General features: G+C 60.1%; 14 protein-coding genes. 6 read left to right on the top strand and 8 right to left on the bottom strand.

What is annotated here, in order from left to right; all coding sequences use genetic code 11:
• Window positions 1-27 precede the first annotated feature (27 nt).
• On the bottom strand, window positions 28-1,104 hold the full coding sequence (locus tag KUV46_08805; protein ID QYI99455.1) for a DUF2332 domain-containing protein: 1,077 nt from the start codon (window positions 1,102-1,104) through the stop codon (window positions 28-30).
• A 9-nt stretch (window positions 1,105-1,113) separates the two neighbouring features.
• Window positions 1,114-2,292 (bottom strand): thiolase family protein, encoded by a 1,179-nt coding sequence (locus KUV46_08800; GenBank protein ID QYI99454.1) that lies wholly within the window; start codon window positions 2,290-2,292, stop codon window positions 1,114-1,116.
• Window positions 2,293-2,511: 219 nt separating this feature from the next.
• On the opposite strand from KUV46_08800, the gene KUV46_08795 reads away from it, so the two are divergent.
• From KUV46_08795 to KUV46_08780, 4 genes are all read left to right on the top strand, one after another.
• Window positions 2,512-2,814 carry a PepSY domain-containing protein gene (locus tag KUV46_08795; protein QYI99453.1) on the top strand — a complete coding sequence of 101 codons (303 nt, stop codon included), beginning with the start codon at window positions 2,512-2,514 and terminating at the stop codon, window positions 2,812-2,814.
• A 73-nt stretch (window positions 2,815-2,887) separates the two neighbouring features.
• A complete protein-coding gene (locus KUV46_08790) occupies window positions 2,888-3,565 on the top strand; it encodes a response regulator transcription factor (protein QYI99452.1) in 678 nt (225 codons plus the stop codon).
• 1 nt (window position 3,566) lies between these two features.
• The gene (locus KUV46_08785) at window positions 3,567-4,889 is read left to right on the top strand and encodes a HAMP domain-containing histidine kinase (protein ID QYI99451.1); all 1,323 of its coding nucleotides are present in this window, start codon (window positions 3,567-3,569) and stop codon (window positions 4,887-4,889) included.
• A gap of 172 nt (window positions 4,890-5,061) precedes the next feature.
• Window positions 5,062-6,108 carry a zinc-binding dehydrogenase gene (locus KUV46_08780; protein ID QYJ02380.1) on the top strand — a complete coding sequence of 349 codons (1,047 nt, stop codon included), beginning with the start codon at window positions 5,062-5,064 and terminating at the stop codon, window positions 6,106-6,108.
• A 4-nt stretch (window positions 6,109-6,112) separates the two neighbouring features.
• On the opposite strand, the gene KUV46_08775 is transcribed toward KUV46_08780, so the two are convergent.
• The 6 genes from KUV46_08775 to KUV46_08750 form a co-directional block, all read right to left on the bottom strand.
• On the bottom strand, window positions 6,113-6,526 hold the full coding sequence (locus tag KUV46_08775; GenBank protein QYI99450.1) for a hypothetical protein: 414 nt from the start codon (window positions 6,524-6,526) through the stop codon (window positions 6,113-6,115).
• A gap of 84 nt (window positions 6,527-6,610) precedes the next feature.
• Entirely contained in the window at window positions 6,611-6,961 is a 351-nt protein-coding gene (locus KUV46_08770; GenBank protein ID QYI99449.1) for a DUF1801 domain-containing protein, read from the bottom strand.
• A gap of 180 nt (window positions 6,962-7,141) precedes the next feature.
• Window positions 7,142-9,325, bottom strand: coding sequence for a M13 family metallopeptidase (locus KUV46_08765; protein QYI99448.1), 2,184 nt, complete (start codon window positions 9,323-9,325; stop codon window positions 7,142-7,144).
• A gap of 86 nt (window positions 9,326-9,411) precedes the next feature.
• A complete protein-coding gene (locus tag KUV46_08760; GenBank protein ID QYI99447.1) occupies window positions 9,412-12,630 on the bottom strand; it encodes an efflux RND transporter permease subunit in 3,219 nt (1,072 codons plus the stop codon).
• Complete coding sequence (locus KUV46_08755; protein QYI99446.1) at window positions 12,627-13,904, bottom strand: efflux RND transporter periplasmic adaptor subunit; 1,278 nt, start codon at window positions 13,902-13,904, stop codon at window positions 12,627-12,629. The genes KUV46_08760 and KUV46_08755 overlap by 4 nt, the downstream gene beginning before the upstream one ends.
• A 24-nt stretch (window positions 13,905-13,928) precedes the next feature.
• Window positions 13,929-15,353, bottom strand: a complete 1,425-nt coding sequence (locus tag KUV46_08750; protein QYI99445.1) for an efflux transporter outer membrane subunit — start codon at window positions 15,351-15,353, stop codon at window positions 13,929-13,931.
• Between the two features lie 248 nt (window positions 15,354-15,601).
• Here KUV46_08750 and KUV46_08745 point away from each other — a divergent pair, with 248 nt between their 5' ends.
• On the top strand, window positions 15,602-16,906 hold the full coding sequence (locus KUV46_08745) for a two-component sensor histidine kinase (GenBank protein ID QYI99444.1): 1,305 nt from the start codon (window positions 15,602-15,604) through the stop codon (window positions 16,904-16,906).
• A 3-nt stretch (window positions 16,907-16,909) separates the two neighbouring features.
• Entirely contained in the window at window positions 16,910-17,566 is a 657-nt protein-coding gene (locus KUV46_08740; protein QYI99443.1) for an RluA family pseudouridine synthase, read from the top strand.
• Window positions 17,567-17,584: the final 18 nt, after the last annotated feature.

Below are 17,584 nucleotides of genomic sequence, written 5' to 3'. Positions count from 1 at the left end.
CCGTCCGCGGCCGAACTGGCCTGACAGTTATACCAGCGGCGCGACCACCTGCGTGACGTGGCCGTTTGAGCGGTTGAGCGTGCGTGCCTCGCCACCTGGCCAGAACTGCAGGCGCGTTTCCATCATCGGCGTATCGGTGTTGCCGCCGAAAAGCGCTTCAGATTCATAGGATAGCCAGGCCAGCGGCGCGTCCGGCGTCGCGCGTTCGCCATGCGCGGCGATCGTGCTCATGATCTGTCCGATCACATCGCGCGGCGGATAGATCAGGAAGACGGAGTGAAAGACGACGGTGAGCCCTTTTGCCGGGCGCGCCTCAAGCTTATTGGTGAGCCAGTCAGCAGCGTCCGCCTTGTCCACGCTTATGCCCGTCTGCTGGGCCAGGCTGACTGCCGCATCGAGGCGCGACAGGCGCTCTTCCTGATCGGGCCAAGTGTAGCATTTCAGGCGCATGACCTGTTCAGGGTCGCTGAGATCGAAGGGTGAGAGGTCGCAAGCCGCCCTGCTTTCGATGCGCGGATGGGCATCCAGGTAACGGGGCGGATCAAGCTGCCAGTCGGTGGTGATCGTGACGCCGGTTTCGGGCCGTTGCAGGCGCTGCCAGCTGGCGGTCGAATAGCTGTAGCGATCCCATTTCTGATTCAGACCCGCGCTAGCACCCAGCTCCAGAAGATGCATCGGCATATCGAAACGGTCCGCCAGCTCCAGAAACCCGGGCAGGAGGGCAATGCAGCGCCGTGTCTCATTGGTCTGCGGCGGACTCTCGAGGAAAGCGTTGACCCAGTCGCGGTGTGCCGCCAGCCAGTCGCGGGCGAGCGGCCAGACGTTGCTCATCTTCCAGTCAGGATCCGACGCTGGATAGGTACGCGCCAGTTCGGGCGCACGGCCCGTCAGCACCGCGTGATGGAGGCAACCGGCTAGCCGGAGCGCCAGCGCATCCTTGCGGGGATTGGTCGGCCAGTCAGAAACAAGGCCGGCGATGATACCGCCGGCCTCGAAATCTTCTGCAAAGGCAAGACAGAGGTCTGCCGTGAATGACGAGCCCAAAGTCCGGCACCATTCCGCCTGTTCGCGGAAATGGGCCGGGATAATTGTCTCGCCTAGCAAGCCTGGCGCCTAGACGCGCTCAACGCACATGGCGATGCCTTCGCCGCCGCCGATGCAGAGCGAAGCAACGCCCTTCTTCACATCGCGGTCTTCCATCGCAGCGAGCAGCGTGACGAGAATACGCGCGCCAGACGCACCGATTGGGTGACCCATGGCGCAGGCGCCGCCATTCACGTTGACGATGTCATGCGAGAGGCCGAGCTCTTTCATGGCGATCATCGGAACGACAGCAAAGGCTTCGTTGATTTCCCAGAGGCCGACATCGTCTTTGGACCAGCCAGCCTTTTCGAGGGCTTTCTTCATCGCGGGCACGGGCGCCGTGGTGAAGTATTTCGGCTCATGCGCATGGCTGGAGGAAGACACGATCTTGGCGATTGGCTTCAGGCCGCGCTTTTCAGCTTCGGACTGTTTCATCAGGACCAGAGCCGCCGCGCCGTCAGAGATGGCCGATGCGTTTGCTGCGGTCACGGTGCCGTCCTTGTTGAAGGCCGGGCGAAGGCTCGGGATCTTGTCCGGCATCGCGGTGCGTGGAAGCTCATCCGTGTCGACCGTCACATCGCCCTTGCGGGTCTTCATCGTGACAGGAACGATCTCGCGCTTGAACTTGCCTTCCTTGGTCGCCTTCTGGGCGCGGGCGAGCGTCTCAAGCGCATAGGCGTCCTGCTGCTCACGCGTGAACTGGTATTCGCGGGCGATCATGTCGGCGAAGTTGCCCATCGGGCCGCCTTCATAGGCGTCTTCGAGACCGTCGGTCGCCATGTGGTCTTTCATGCCGGCAGCGCCGTATTTGTGGCCCTTGCGCAGGTCAACGAGGTGCGGCGCGTTGGTCATCGACTCCATGCCACCTGCGACCACGATGTTCGCATTGCCAGCTGCAATGGCGTTCGCGCCCATCACAGCCGCCTGAAGGCCGGAGCCACACATCTTGTTGATGGTGGTGGCTTCAGTGCCCTTGTCGAGACCGGCCTTGATGGCGGCCTGACGCGCCGGGGCCTGACCCTGACCTGCAGGCAGGCAATTGCCCATGATGATCTCGTTGACGTCCGTCTCAGATAGCTTGGCCTCTTCTGACGCTGCTTTCACAGCAATGGCGCCAAGCTCATTTGCGGACATGCCAGCGAGGTCGCCCAGCAGACCGCCCATGGGCGTGCGGGACATACCTACGATTACTACGGGATCATGAGCCATCTTTTCCTCCGGGCTATTTTGTCGTCTTTTGCGTGTGCGAAGAGATGCGCCTCAGGCGACGCAGCGTCAAGCCCTTAACCGGCCTCTGCCACGCCTCCATGCGTGCAGTGCAACATTGGGAAACTGTATAGTTCCGGCAAAATCCCTTTCAGGTGCCGTGTGCGAAGGTCCAGTCATCCAGAAAGTTCTGGAACACTGAAAACGCTTAGGAGAAACCTGATGAAACTTCCAATTCGCACCCTCGCCGCTGCCGCTGTCATTGGTGGTGCCGCCACCGCAGGCGTCGCCATCGCCGACGTCGAAGATGCCCGCGCACTGAGCGACGCCGACATCTCGCTCGTCGATGCAATCGTCGCAGCTGAAGGCGCAACACAGGGCAAGGCTTTTGACGCCCAGATCGAGGATGATTCCTTCTCGCCGGAGTTTGAAGTCTCCGTGGTTGCAGACGGCAAGATCTATGACGTCATCGTCGATGGCGTCACGGGCGAAGTGACCAGCACGCGCGAAGACCGCGATGACTAGGGCACGCCCCCTGTAAATTCCCCCGCCCTGCCGCATATCCTGCGGCAGGGCATTTTTTCTGGAGAGAACACGCTTGCGATACCTGCTGGTAGAAGATGACAGGGAAACGGCCGACTATGTGAGCCGCGGCTTTCGTGAGCATGGCGATGTCGTCGATCACGCCGCCAATGGCCAGGACGGCCTGATGATGGCGACCGATGCAAACTATGACGCACTCATCATCGACCGCATGCTGCCCGGTATCGATGGCCTGAAACTGCTCAATATGTTGCGTGCAGGCGGCAACCAGACACCGGCCATCTTCCTGACCGCCATTGGCGGGATCGAAGACCGTGTAGAGGGCCTTCAGGTCGCGGAAGACTACCTTGTAAAGCCCTTCGCCTTCGCGGAGCTTCACGCCCGTGTCGGCGTACTGGTGAGGTCTGCTGCCCCGAGCGATGCACCGCAGACGACCTACGCACTGGCAGGTCTCTGCCTTGATCGGCTCAAGCGTACCGTAGAACGCGATGGAGAAGTGATCAGCCTTCAGCCCGTGGAATTTCGGCTGCTTGAATACCTGATGCGGCATGAAGGCCGTGTCGTGACCCGCACCATGCTGCTGGAGAATGTGTGGGACTTCAATTTCGACCCGCGCACCAACATTGTCGAAACCCATATCAGCCGGCTTCGCTCGAAGATCGACAAGGGGTTTGATCGCCCGCTCATCCACACGGTTCGCGGGGCCGGCTACAGGCTGTCAGACGATGGATAGGATGCTGAGCTCATCAGGCTTCAGGCTGACGGCCATGGCCGCAGGGCTTTTTGCGGCCTGCACGCTGGCGCTCTGCATCCTCATCTATCTCGGCCTGCGCGACGACATGGAAGACCAGCTGCGCGCGCAGATCCGCAATGAAACCAGCCAGTTGATGGGCGACTATAATGATGACGGGCTGGAAGAGCTGCGCCACGACATCAGCGAACGGCTCGAACGCCACCCCGGAAATCGGCTGCGATATACGCTGACCAATTCGGGCGGGGTATCCATCTTTGATCGCATCGAATTGCCCGAGAGAGGCGGCTGGAGCAGGCTGAAGCAGGAAGGAGCGAGCGACCTCATCGTCCTGACGACGCCCCTCGATGACGGGTACAGGCTTGGTATCGGCGCCGATACGCGGATCGTCGGTGAGGCCGCAAGGGCGCTGCGCCACGCCATGCTGGTTGTGGTGATCCCGGCCCTAATGCTCAGCCTCATCGCAGGCCTGCTTGTGAGCCGCCGCTTCCTGGCCCGGGTAGAGAATATGAAATCGACCGCAGAGGCTGTCGGGCGGGAATCGCTGAGCGCCCGGATGCCCGTCTCGCCTTCGGGCGATGAGTTTGACAGCCTCGCAGGCACGATCAACCAGATGCTCGACCGCATCGAGGCACTGGTGCGGGACGTGCGCTATGTCTCTGCCAGCATCGCGCATGACCTCCGGACCCCGCTTGGACATCTGCGCCAGCGCCTCGAACACCTCGTCGAAACGGCAGACACACCGGCCCAGCGTCATGAGCTGGCGGAAACGACAGCCCTGCTCGACGAAGTCCTCGCCACGTTCGCCGCCCTATTGAAAATCGCTGAGCTTGAAAGTCGGTCCACACCTATTGCCGCTGAAACGGTCGAGCTTTCAGACATTGCCGGGCGCGTCGTTTCGACCTTCGCTGCCGTCGCTGAAGCGGAAAACAAGTCGATTTCGCTGGTGAGCGCAGAGCCGGTGTACGTTGTCGGAGACGCGCAGCTGATCACCCAGATGCTGGTCAACCTGGTGGAGAATGCCTTGCGCCATAATCAGCCGAGTGTGCATGTCGAAGTGGGTGTCAGCACGCGTGAAGGCGCGGCGCAGCTGCTCGTACGCGACAATGGTGTTGGCATACCGGAAGGTGAACTAGAGAACGCGATCAAGCCTTTTCACAGGCTGGACCGGAGCCGTACGACGGCCGGGTCCGGGCTCGGCCTCAGCCTTGCAGCCAGCATTGCTCGCCATCACGGCGCGGAGCTTCAGCTCAGGAAGCTGGAGCCGGGTCTGGAAGTGCGCTGCCTGTTTCCAAGGCCAGCTTAAGTTTTCGTCTTTGCCTTGCGTCCGCCATCGGCTGCCTCCATGTCGGTGCGAACGAAAATGAGCCCGCAAGGAGGAAAGCGAAATGGCTTCAGGACTTCCAGACACATTCAAACAGCTTCGCACGCTCGTGACAGAGGATAGCAAGCTTGAGCTTTCCCTTGCCGACGTGAAAATGCCGACGCCGGGCGACACTGATATCGTCATCCGCGTGGAGGCCACGCCAATCAACCCTTCTGACCTCGGCCTGCTGGTCGGTGCAGGCAATCTGTCGACGCTGCGCAATGAGGGCACAAAGGACAATCCGAAGCTGGTCGCAGATATTCCGGGCGCTGGCATGCGCGCCATGCAGGCCCGCCTTGGCCAGTCCCTTGCCGTTGGTAATGAAGGCGCAGGCACGGTCGTCGCCGCTGGCTCGTCCGATGCAGCTCAGGCGCTGATGGGCAAGACAGTGACCGGCCTTGGCGGCGAGTTCTATGGCGAATACCGCATGCTGAACGTCGCGCAGGTCATGGAACTGCCAGAGGGCGCAACAGCCCGCGACGGCGCGTCATGCTTCGTCAATCCGCTGACCGCGCTCTCCTTCCCGGAAACGATGCGCATGGAAGGCCACAAAGGCCTCATCCATACCGCCGCTGCGTCCAACCTCGGCCAGATGCTCAACAAGATCTGTATCGCTGACGGCGTGCCGCTGGTGAACGTCGTGCGCAAGCCGGAGCAGGAACAGATCCTCCGTGACCTCGGCGCGCAGCATGTCGTGAACTCGTCGAGCGACACCTTCATGGAAGACCTGATCAAGGCGATCGTAGAAACCAAGGCGACGCTGGCCTTTGATGCTGTTGGCGGTGGCCCGCTCGCCGGTCAGCTCCTCACGGCAATGGAAGCGGCGGCCAATATTGGCGCTGAGTATAGCCGTTATGGCTCAGCCGATCCGAAGCACGTCTATATCTATGGACGTCTCGACCTGTCGCCGACCACCATCCCGCCGGGCGTCGGCATGGCGTGGAGCGCAGGTGGCTATCTGCTGACCTACTTCCTGCAGAAGATCGGCGCTGAAGGCCGCGAGAAGCTGCGCAAGCGCGTCATGGCTGAGCTGAAGACGACCTTCGCAAGCCACTATACCGACGAGATTTCGCTGGCCGAAGCGCTCGATCCGGAAACGCTTCAGAACTACAACGCGAAGCGCACAGGGGAGAAATTCCTCATCAACCCGACGCTTTAAGCGGTCAGTTGCCCGCCTGAGCGACGGCAGCTGCAGCGCGGTTCTCTTCGGGCGTGCGTATGTGAACGCGCACGCCCCCTAGAGCCGGGCTCGTAACATCAAACGTGTCGCCCGAAGCCATGCCTTCCGGATAGGTCGTGCAGGTTTCGGAGGCTGCAAGGCTCGACGTGGCGCAGAGGCGCGCACCGTCCAGACGGTAAGTGCCCTGAAACGCCGTCCCGCTCACATCGCCAGTGAATGTGCCATCGTCATTATAGTCGATGACCATGGTGTGCCCCTGCGTGGACATCACGATGCCATCGCGAACCACGAAGTATAGCGTGTCTATGGGAGGCGCGGCCTGAACCGTTGCCGTCTGAGCAGCTGCGGCCTGAGCGGCGACGAGAGAAATGGCGGCGAGAAACAAATATTGGCGCAACTTCGCGCTCCTGTCTGATCGATGCGCGAAGGCTACCACGCGTCGACACAAATCCAACGGCGTTATTAGCGGTGACAGCCAAGCTCAGGCTGCGTCGAGCGCGATCGCCCTGTCGATGATGTCGAGCAATTCGTCATCAATTTCATCGAGGCTTCGGATCTTCACATGACGAAGCGACTTACCGCTGCCTTCGATCCGCCCATAGAAACTCGACTCCAACTGCGCCCCCTGCCAGAGCTGGAGGTTGCAGTGTCTGGAATGCGCGATGATCGAGACGACACGGTCATGACCCGTCCAGCAAGGTGAAGCGTAAGCCATCGTCGCGATAAGTCTCGGCCCACGCGAAGGTATGACGCGCGACAGCTCCAGCGCGATCTCCTTCACCGGCCCGGAAAGCCTGTCGAAATAGGCGCTGACCGCCAATGGCAAAGGCATTCTACCCTCCAGGATCACCCCGCTTGCCGTTAAGGCAAGAAGGCATCCTAGAAGCCAGACCTTTGGCACGCTGGAAAGGGCCAGCACGCAGGAAACACCTCTATAATCGCAGTCGGAACGGAAAAAGGGCAGACCTGACGGCCTGCCCTTTCACGATTACTCAGCAAGATCTGCTGCGTGTTACCAGATGCGGATACGCTCTTCCGGCGGAAGGTAGAGCTCATCGGTATCTGCCACGTCGAAGGCTTCGTACCATTCGTCAAAGTTACGAACGATACCGTTGACGCGGTACTCTGGCGGCGAATGCGGATCGGTCAGAAGCTGGTTACGCTTTGCTTCATCGCGATACTTCGAGCGCCAGACCTGCGCCCATGCCATGAAGAAGCGCTGGTCACCGGTATAGCCGTCGAGGATCGGCGCCTGCTCATCCTCACTAACGACGCCGTCACCATTTGCGTCGAGGCTGATCTGATAGGCGCGGTAAGCCAGCGACAGACCGCCGAGGTCACCGATATTCTCGCCAAGTGTCAGACGGCCATTAACGCATGGGTCGCCTTCGCCGAGCGGACAGTACTGGTTGTACTGGGCAACCAGAGCCGAGGTCAGCTCATCAAATGCGCTACGGTCGCTTTCGGTCCACCAGTTGGCGAGGACGCCGTCACCATTGTACTTGGAGCCCTGGTCGTCAAAGCCGTGGCCCATTTCGTGGCCGATCACGCCGCCGATGGCGCCGTAATTGACGGCTGGATCAGCGCTGATGTTGAAGAAAGGCGGCTGAAGGATAGCAGCCGGGAAGACGATCTCGTTATAGCCTGGATTGTAATAGGCGTTGACCGTCTGCGGCGTCATGAACCACTCATTGCGGTCAGGCTGCTCGTTCAGGCGGGAGAGGTTGTCTTCCATGCCCCAGACGGCTGCGTTCACAGCATTCTGGAAGGCGTTGTCAGTGATTTCGAGCGTTTCATAGGTCTCGAACTCGCCCGGATAGCCGATTTTCGGATTGAACTTGTCGAGCTTCTCGCGTGCGCGCTCACGGGTCTCTTCACCCATCCATTCGAGGTCTTCGAGATTGGCGTGCATGGCTGTGCGCAGGTTCGCGACCAGCTCATCCATCCGCTCCTTGTTTTCCGCCGGGAAGTGACGGCTGACATAGACTTCGCCAATGGCCTCACCAAGCGTACCCGACACGGCAGACACGGCGCGCTTCCAGCGAGGGCGTTGCTCGGGCTGACCGCTGAGTGTGGTGCCGTAGAAGGCGAAGTTTGCGTCATCGATTTCCGATGGCAGAACCGATGCGAAGTTCGACAGCATGTGGGCGGCGAGATAGGCTTTCCACGTATCGAGATCAGCGGTGTTTGCCAGCTCGAATGCCGCCGGGATGCCAGCGCCGAGCTTATCGACATCTTCCTGCGAGAGACCAGCAGAAGCGATTTCTTCTGCCGTTGGCGGGACTTCGGTGACGAGGAACTCTTCCTCGCCCATGACACCAAGCTGTTCCAGCGCGGTTGCTAGCGGGAAATCGCCAGCAAGGGCGATCAGCTCATCGCGCGTCAGCTTGTTGTAGGTGATTTCCGGGTTGCGGCTGACGGCGCGGTCCCAGTCAGCCTGAGCAAGCTGGGTTTCAAGCGCCAGAACGTCGGCCGCCTTTGCTGCCGCATCCTCATAGCCAGCCTTCTCAAGGAAGAAGGTCAGCAGCTCTTCATACTTCGCGCGGATCTCAACCGATTTCTCGTCGTCCTTGAGATAGTATTCGCGGTCCGGCAGGCCGAGGCCGCCCATCGACATCTGGAAGATATAGTCGTCCGGATTCTTGTCATCGACCCAGACGAAGCCATTGATCGGCGATGAGAAACCCGGCGACATGAAGACGCGTGCCAGCGCCTCGCGGCTGTCGATGGCTGCGATCTGGTCAAGATAAGGCTGGGCTGGCGCCAGGCCTGCTGCCTCGATCGCGTCGGTGCCCATATAGGCATTGTAGAACGCGGCTACCTTGCCTTCAGCGGTGTCGATTGGCGGCTCTTCAGCTGCAAGATCTTCGATGATGAAGCGGGTCTGCTGCTCGGATTTCTCACGAAGAAGATCGAACGCGCCGTAGCGGGTCTTGTCGGCTGGAAGTTCGAAATTGTCGAACCACTCGCCGCTTGTGTACATGAAGAAATTGTCGCCCGGCTGGACATCGCGGTCCATCAGACCGGTATCGATACCCCAGCTCCCCCAATAGTCAGGCGAAGTGGTTTCCACGACACGCTGAGCGTCGGCTGTCTGGCTCGTTTCTGGCGGCGTAGAAACGTCCGCGGTCTGATCAGTAGTGGCACACGCGCCGAGAAGAGCTGCGGCAGCAACGCCGGACATCAGATATTTCATCTTTGGGGGTCTCCATCAGGTTTTATTCTTGATAGCGCGGCAAGTTGCGGGAAATCCACCCCGTAGCTTGCCGCGAAAAGGAAATATTATTCTGCCGGGTGAGGGCGCGCACCGCGGCTGGTGCCAATGAGTTCTTCCTCATCAATATTAGCTTCACCCTCATAGGAGTCGCCAATCTTGCGATAGGGCATGCCGCCCCACGTCCAGCGGAAGATGCGGCCAACTTCGCATCCAACGGCGTAGAAAGCCGGAACGAGAAGAAGCGACACAAACAGCGCGAATGCCACCGCAGAACCAAGCGATACCACCATTGGCTTCAGGAATTGGGCCTGCACCGACTTCTGCGCAATCATCGGCAGAATACCGACAAAGGTGGTGACAGACGTCAGAAGCACCGGGCGGAAGCGGGACACACCTGCATCGACGATGGCCTGGAGCGCACCTGCCCCTTCCTCTCGCCGTCGGTTTATATAGTCCACCAGGACGAGGTTATCGTTGATGACGACGCCAGCGGCCGCCCCGATGCCAAACATCGAGAAGAGCGCCATTGGTGTATCGAAACCAAAGTGACCGAACACTGCGCCAGCATAGCCAAACGGGATGGCCAGCATGAGAAGAAGCGGCTGGGAGTAGGACTGGAAGGCGATGGCAAGCAGGATGTACATCGACACGAAGGCGATGATGTACAGCCTCGTAATATCCTGCACGAACTCCTGTTCGCTCTCGATATCGCCGACCGCACCCCGCGTGACCGTTGGGTACTTCTTGGCAAACTCAGGCCAGAAGTTCTGCTCCATGTCGGCAAAGATGGTCGCCCGCGTGCTGTCGCCAACAAGATCAGCGAAGACGGTCACCGAGCGCATCCGCTCACGGCGCTGGATCCGGTCGATACCAGGAGCAAAGGAAATCTCTGCGACCTGTTCGAGCGGGATCTCGCGGCCGTCATTGGTGCGGATACGAAGGTCGCGGAGGCTATCTACGGATTCGCGGGTTTCCTTCGGATAGCGAACCATGACGCGGACATCATCGCCATCACGCGGAAGGCGCTGGGCTTCGATACCGTAATAGGCAGCGCGAACCTGCGAGGTCACATCACCGAGCGTTACACCAAGCGATGTCGCACCAGGCTTGAGGTCGATGCGAATTTCCTGGGCCGCAGAGGAGAGGTTGTCGCCAATGTCGAAGGCCTGCTCATAGGTTGCGAGCTGAGCTTTCACATCGTCGGCAGCCTGACGCAGAACGTCGAGATCATCATTGTTCAGCGCGTAGCGGATGGAATTGTCGGCATTGTTGATCGTGAACTGGAAGTTCACTTCCTCAGCGTCCGGGACTTCACCGAAATTGGCGCGGATCTCGTCAGCGATTTCCTTGGTCGACACGCCGTCCGGCCGGTCCTGCGGCGGGATCAGGCCAATCCACGACTGGACGTCGCCCTCCGTCGCGACGATCGAAATGTCGCGGATCATGTGGTCGCCGCCCAGTTCCGGGTAGCGCTCATCGAATGTCTGGCGCGCCTGCTCCACCGCAAGTCGCAGCTGGTCACGCACTTGAAGCGAACGCGATTGCGGCGAACCATCGGGCAGGTCAATGCGGACCTGAACAAGGTCATCTTCGATCTGAGGCATGAAGCGGAACGGCACGATGTTCGATTGCACCAGCATGATCGCGAGCACAAAGAGCGCCGTGAAAATCGCAACCGTGACGTACCGAAACTTCACCGCGTATTCGAGCAGCGGCTTGTAGACCCGGTTTGCAAACGTGATCAGGCTGTCAGCGATCGTCTGCTGAAGGCGCATCAGCTTGCCGAGTGGGCCGTCAAACTTTTGCGGCTCCATATGGCCGAGGTGCGATGGCAGGATGAACATCGACTCGATGAGAGAGAATGCCAGCGCCGCAACAACGACATAGGTGATCTGCGCAGTGAACTGGCGTTCAGGGCCGGGGATGAATGCCCACGGCGCAAACATGATCATCGTTGTAAGAACGCCGAAGATAACCGGCTTGAGCACGAGCTGCGTGCCGACAGTCGCAGCACCAAGCCCTTCTCTTCGTCCGCTCTCGACCTCTTTGTGGATATTCTCGCCAACGACAATCGCGTCGTCCACCACCACGCCAATCACGAGAAGAACTGCAAAGAGAGAGAGGAAGTTCAGCGACACGCCGAAAAGCGGCAGGATCATGATCCCGCCGGCAAAGGCAGTACCGATACCGATCGTCACCCAGAACGCCACGATAGGGCGCAGGAAGAGGATCAGGATGATAAGAACGAGCGCCATACCCTGCACGGCTGCAGAGCTGATCGTGTCCATACGGCCTTCATAGACCTCCGACATGTCGAACAGCAGGTCGAGCTTCAGGCCTTCAGGCAGAGCATCCTGTCCGCGGCCGCTATTGGCGCGTTCAATGAAGTCCTTGATGTTGTTGGAGTAGAGAACGATGTCCATCTTCTCTGGTTGGTTCACCATGATGAAGGCGGTCGGTTCGCCATTGAAGGTGGCGTCCAGCTCGCCATCGACAAATCCATCAACGACGTTTGCAACGTCGCGAATGCGGATGGTGCCGAACTCTGCGCTCTGGCGAATGACGATATTCTCGAAGTCTTCACGCGTATCAGCAAGCTGACGGGCCTGGATCGCCACGGTGCCGGTTTCGGTGCGGACCGTGCCGCCCGAGGAGTTGATCGAGGAGCTGCGAACCGCATTGGCGACTTCGGCAAACGTCATGTTGTAGCGGCGCAGAGCCGCTTCTGAGACTTCGATGGAGACTTCTTCGCCGAGCGTTCCCTGAACCTGCGCCAGCTCGCCGCCCTCAAGCAGCGCAATCCGGTCGCGCATCTCATCTGCATAATAGTCCAGCGTCGCCGGATCGACATTGCCGTGAAGCGCCAGCCCCATGAACTGGTTGTTCGCGCTCCATCGGCTTACCTGGGGCGGGAAGGAAGATTGCGGCAGGTTCGAAATCGTATCGACACGGCGCTTCACTTCATCGACGAATTCGTCGACGTCGATATCAAGCTCGGTCTGCAGGTTGACGTAGCCAACACCCTCACGTGCGACGCCGGTCAGTCGCTTCAGGCCATCGATATCGGCAACAACTTCTTCAAGGCGTACGACAATCTGGTCCTCAACATCCTGTGGGGACGCGCCGGGCCATGCGATAGAGACGCTGGCGCCATTCCAGTCGCCTGCGGGGAAGGCTTCTTTCTCAAGACTGAGGAAGCCGAAGGTGCCGCCAATGAAGGCGACGACCATCAGAAGGTTGGCAGCAATGCCATTTCTGGCCCACCAGGCGACAAGACCGCTCATTGGGTAGCTCCTTCAGTTTCACCGGCAACCTGTGCAGCGGCGGTGTCCTCTTCTTCGTTCTCATCGGCGGATGACTTGCGCGGGGTGCGCGGAACGAGCGAGCCGTCGGGCATGCGCTCGACAACCTGGATGCTCATGCCATCGAAAGCAGCCTGGATCGGCGAAACGACAGCCAGCTCACCATCTTCAACACCGCTGGCGACAAAGGCCCCATCATCGGTGCTGTAGACCACGTCGACAGTACGGATATGCAGCTTTCCTTCAGGACCATCGCCAATGAAGACCTGATCGACGCCGCGCAGGGCCGAGCGGGGTACGCGGACGACGTTTTCTAGCCGGCGTCCATCAATCTCAGCATCGACAAAAAGCCCTGGCGCCATCGGCACACCGTCATCGGCGCCCGTGCCATAAGGGTCTTCGAGCTCTGCGATCACGTTGATAAGGCGGGTCTGCGGGTTGAGAGCCGCTGCAGTGCGCTTCACACGGCCAACCCACTCGCGCGGCTCGCCGGCGACATTGGTCGTGAAGACCACGCGCGGCCCCGGATTATCTGCTGTCTCAGCAAAGGCGAGCGGAAGACCCGTGCGGCCAAGCTCATCATCGGAAAGCGGCAGGGAAACTTCGACGACATCGGTTGCGAAAATCGTGCCGAGCGTCTGGCCCGGGCTCACGAACTGGCCAAGGTCGGCGCTTCGCTCACGCACACGGCCAGAGAAAGGCGCGGTCACCGCGGTCCGGTTGAGAGCGAGCTGCGCGTCGGCGAGTAGCGCTTTCGCAGAGTCGAGATTGGCTTGCGCTTCGGCGAGTTGTGGCTCGCGGCGGGCAAGTGGGCTTGCATCCTCAATACCAAGGTCTGCAAGGTCCTGCTCGGCAAGATCAGCCTCAGCGCGCTCTCGTGCCAGTGCCTGCTGGGCTGAAGCGACGCCAGACCGGGCGCGCGTCACGGCCAGCTCATAGTCGGCCGCTTCAAGGCGAACGAGCACCTGTCCCTGGCGGATAAAGCCACCGTCGACGAAATCTGGAGATACGTAAGAGATACGCCCTGCGATCTGAGGCGCGACGATGATCTGCCGCTTGGGACGAACTTCACCCTGCGCGCGGACCTTGAGGTCCAGATCTGTCTCTTCTGCGACTTCAGCAAAGACCGAGAGACCGCGAGGCTGCTCTTCGGCACGCTCCACCGGAGGCTTGAACAGTTGGGTCAGGACAAAGCCGGCCCCGACGATGCCAACGAGGACGATGACTGGCAGCAGGATTGTGATGATACGCTTCATGGGAGGTCTCTGTTTCGACGTCTTCTATATTTCTGGTTCAGAGGCCAAAGCCTCCTCGCTGACCGCACCACCTATCGCGAGATGGAAGGAAATACGGTTGGAAACGCGGGCTGACCGGGTTGCGATCAGATTACTCTCTGCGTTTAGTCTACGTGTCTGCGCGTCGATCAGATTAAAGATCGACACAAGGCCACTGGAGTACTGACGCGTAGCGATCTCTTCCGCCACAGTCGCTTCTTCCAGAGCGCGCCGTTGAGCCTCCACCTGCGTTGCCAGAAACTCATCGGCGGCCAGCGCATCCTCGACCTCACGCCAGGCCTGCAGGACGTCGCCAGCATAGTTCGCCAGCGCGCTTTCAGCAAAAGCGATGGCCGCGTCGCGGTCTGCACGCAGAGCGCCCCCGTTGAACACGGGCTGGGACAGGCTCGCGATGGCATTCGCGGCGATGCGGACCGGGTCGAACAGGTCGGCGAATTCAGTCTGGTTTGTTCTCAGCGACCCACTCAGGCTGAGCGTCGGGAGCAATGCCAGGCGTGCCTGTTCGGCCCGAAGCCCAGCGGCCGTCAGACGTGCCTCTGAAGCTGCAATATCCGGGCGACGCGACAGGAGAAGCACTGGCGTTCCGGCCGCTTCGATAGGTGCCAGCTCCGGGAGCAGACCCGGCGCTTCGATTTCGTCGGCAGGATAGCGTCCCACAAGAATTTCAAGCCGGCGCGTTGCGTTGCCAAGTGCCTGCTGACGGGCAGCGATTGCCGCTTCCGCCGTAGCGCGCGCACTGCGGGCCAGACGAACGTCGAGCGCGCTTGACAGGCCGCGCGAGAAGCGTCTCTCCGTCAGCGTCACGATGCGGTCGCGGGCCTCAAAAGTGGCAATGGCAAGACGCTCCTGCGCGAGCGCTTCGTTCAGATCGGTCCATGCAATGGCCGTCTGCGCAGCGAGGGTAAGGCGCAGCGATGCGAGATCGGCCTCACTCGCAGCGAGATCAGCTTCTGCAGCGTCAACGGCGGCCTGGATCCGTCCCCAGAGGTCGGCGGTCCAGCTCGCATCAACGCCAAGACCATAGGCTGGGTCGGTGAAACGTTCGTCCAGGGGCTCGCTGTAGGTCGAATTGACACCTGCTGAACCGGAGACCGAAACGTTCGGAAGCGAACGGCCATAAACAGAGCGCGCCTGCGCCCGGCTTGCCTGCACGATTGCATATTGCGAGCGAAGGTCAGGGTTTGCCGCAAGCGCTTCGGCAACCAGCGTCTCCATGACCGGATCGCCGAATTGGGAGATCCAGTCACCCGTCGGCAGCTTGCCGGAAACGCCGCTTTTCGCCCACGTCTTGGGGGCGTCAGGCGCCGCAGGGAACATGGCAACAGGCTCTCCGGCCAGGCTCTCGACGTTCGGCATGCTGCTACATCCAGCAAGCGCTACGGCAGCGATGATCAGGCCTTCGAACTTCATTCCATCCTCACTTGATGTGATCGCAGCTCTACGCCCCGACTACTCGACTGTCAACAAATGATTATCGAATTTCAATAATCATTCGCAGCAACTCGAAATATGGCGAAAACAGCTGTCTTTTCAGCCGCGATACAGCTCAGGCGACTTGCCGCACACCCGTTTTCTTGGTTTGGAGAAGAATGGCAAGCGCGCGCAAGCACCCTAAGCAATTGGCTCTACGCCGGGCGGAACGAATCCGGGATTTCGTCGTGCTCGGCATTTCAGCCAGCGGCTTGCTTGGCTTCATGGTGCTGACCGGCGCACTAGGTTTCTTTGAAGGCATCACAGCGATCATCGTGCTATCTCTGGGAGCGCTCGCCTATTTCGTTGGCTCGGCTCCGCCTGCGATTGATCTTGCTCCGGTCGATGACATCCAGGCCAGTGACGAGGCGATGAAATCGTCCGTACGCTCGCTTATTCATGCACTCCCTTTTCCAGCCTGTTACATTTCAGGCGAGGACCGCATCGATTCCGCCAACAAGAAGATTTCCGATCTCTTTCGGATCAATCATATCGAAGGCGCCCTCAAGTCTGTCATCATCAGGCAGCCAGACGTGCTTGCCGCGACCGACCGCGTCTCCCGCAGCCGCGCTGGTGAACGGGTTGAGTTCATGGCGATCGATGGCGACGAGCTATGGCTGGCCCACCTGACCCCGGGCCCAGAACCGGAAAGCGTATTCGTCGTTTTCGAAGACCGCACGGCCGTACACCGGGCTGAGCGGGCACGCGCAGACTTCCTTGCCAATGCCAGCCATGAACTTCGCACGCCGCTCACTGCCCTTGCCGGTTTCATCGAGACGATGAGAGGCCCTGCGCGCGATGACCGCGAATCCTGGGATGGCTTTCTCGAGATCATGCACAAGCAGACCGACCGGATGCGCCACCTCGTTTCCGACCTTCTCTCCTTGTCGCGCATCGAATTCAGTGAACATCGCGCACCTGACACTGTCATCGATCTCAGCGATGTTCTCAGCCAGACGGTACTCGCGCTCCAGCCCCTGGCAGCCGAACGCGCCATCGAACTCTCCATCGATGGGCTCGGACGGGAAATCCGCGTGACCGCCAAATGGGACGAACTCGCCCAGGTCATCCAGAACCTCATCAGCAATGCGATGAAATATTCCCCGAGAGGCGGCCGGGTCACAGTTTCCATTGGCACGGCGCGCAGCATGACGGATGCGGGAAAACTCGCGACCGGCTCGAATGAACAGGCGACGAGATCGATCCTCCTGCAGCCGCGCGCGTCCTCCGAAGCGGCGGCGGCCTGGATCAGCGTGAGCGATCACGGGGTTGGCATTGCTCGCCAGCACCTCTCTAGGCTGGGCGAACGCTTCTACCGAGTAGACGAAAGCCGAGGCGGCGACATTGAGGGCACGGGTCTTGGCCTCGCCATCGTCAAGCACATCATGGCCCGCCATAGAGGCGGCCTTGCAGTGGCCAGCAAGGAGCAGGAGGGCACCTGCTTCGGCGTCTGGCTTCCTTGCCTCGAAAGCCACGCCGCTCCGAAAAGTTGAAGCATGCCTGCTCCGCCAGAACCGGACTATGTCCCGCCTGGTCCAGACAGCCTGCATATCGTCTATATTGATGAAGCCCTGATCGTCGTAGACAAGCCGCGAGGCCTTTTATCGGTGCCAGGCCGTGGCAGCCTCAAGCATCCAAGCGTGCGCACCTACCTGTCTAACGCCTATGGATCCGTCTTCGATATTCATCGGCTCGACCTCGATACATCGGGCCTTATCGTGATGGCACGCACGAAGGCAGCCCAGTCAGAAATCGCCCGCCAGTTTGCCAGCCGCGACGTCATAAAAGTCTATGATGCACTGGTGAGCGGCACGATGGATGGCAGTTCGGGAGAAATCGACCTGCCGATCGGACGCGATTGGGATGACCGGCCGCGTCGCTGTATCGACACGAGCTCAGGCAAACCCTCGAGAACACTTTGGAAGCTTGAGACGCAATCAGCCACTCATGCTCATGTCAGACTGCAACCGCTGACCGGAAGGACACATCAGCTGAGGCTTCACATGGCGTCGATTGGCCACCCGATTCTGGGTGACAGGCTCTATGGCGAAGAATCGAGTGCTGGACGGCTTTGCCTGCATGCCAGCAGTCTTATGTTCAAGCATGCTGAATCAGATGAAATCCTGCAGTTTCAGAGCACTGCCGCATTCTAGGCGGTAGCTTCCAGCCGT

The sequence above is a fragment of the Thalassovita mediterranea genome (genome assembly GCA_019448215.1).
Classification (GTDB): Bacteria; Pseudomonadota; Alphaproteobacteria; order Caulobacterales; family Hyphomonadaceae; genus Henriciella.
The sequence above is the reverse complement of the archived record's forward strand: the minus strand, read 5'-3'. Positions and strand labels throughout refer to the sequence as shown.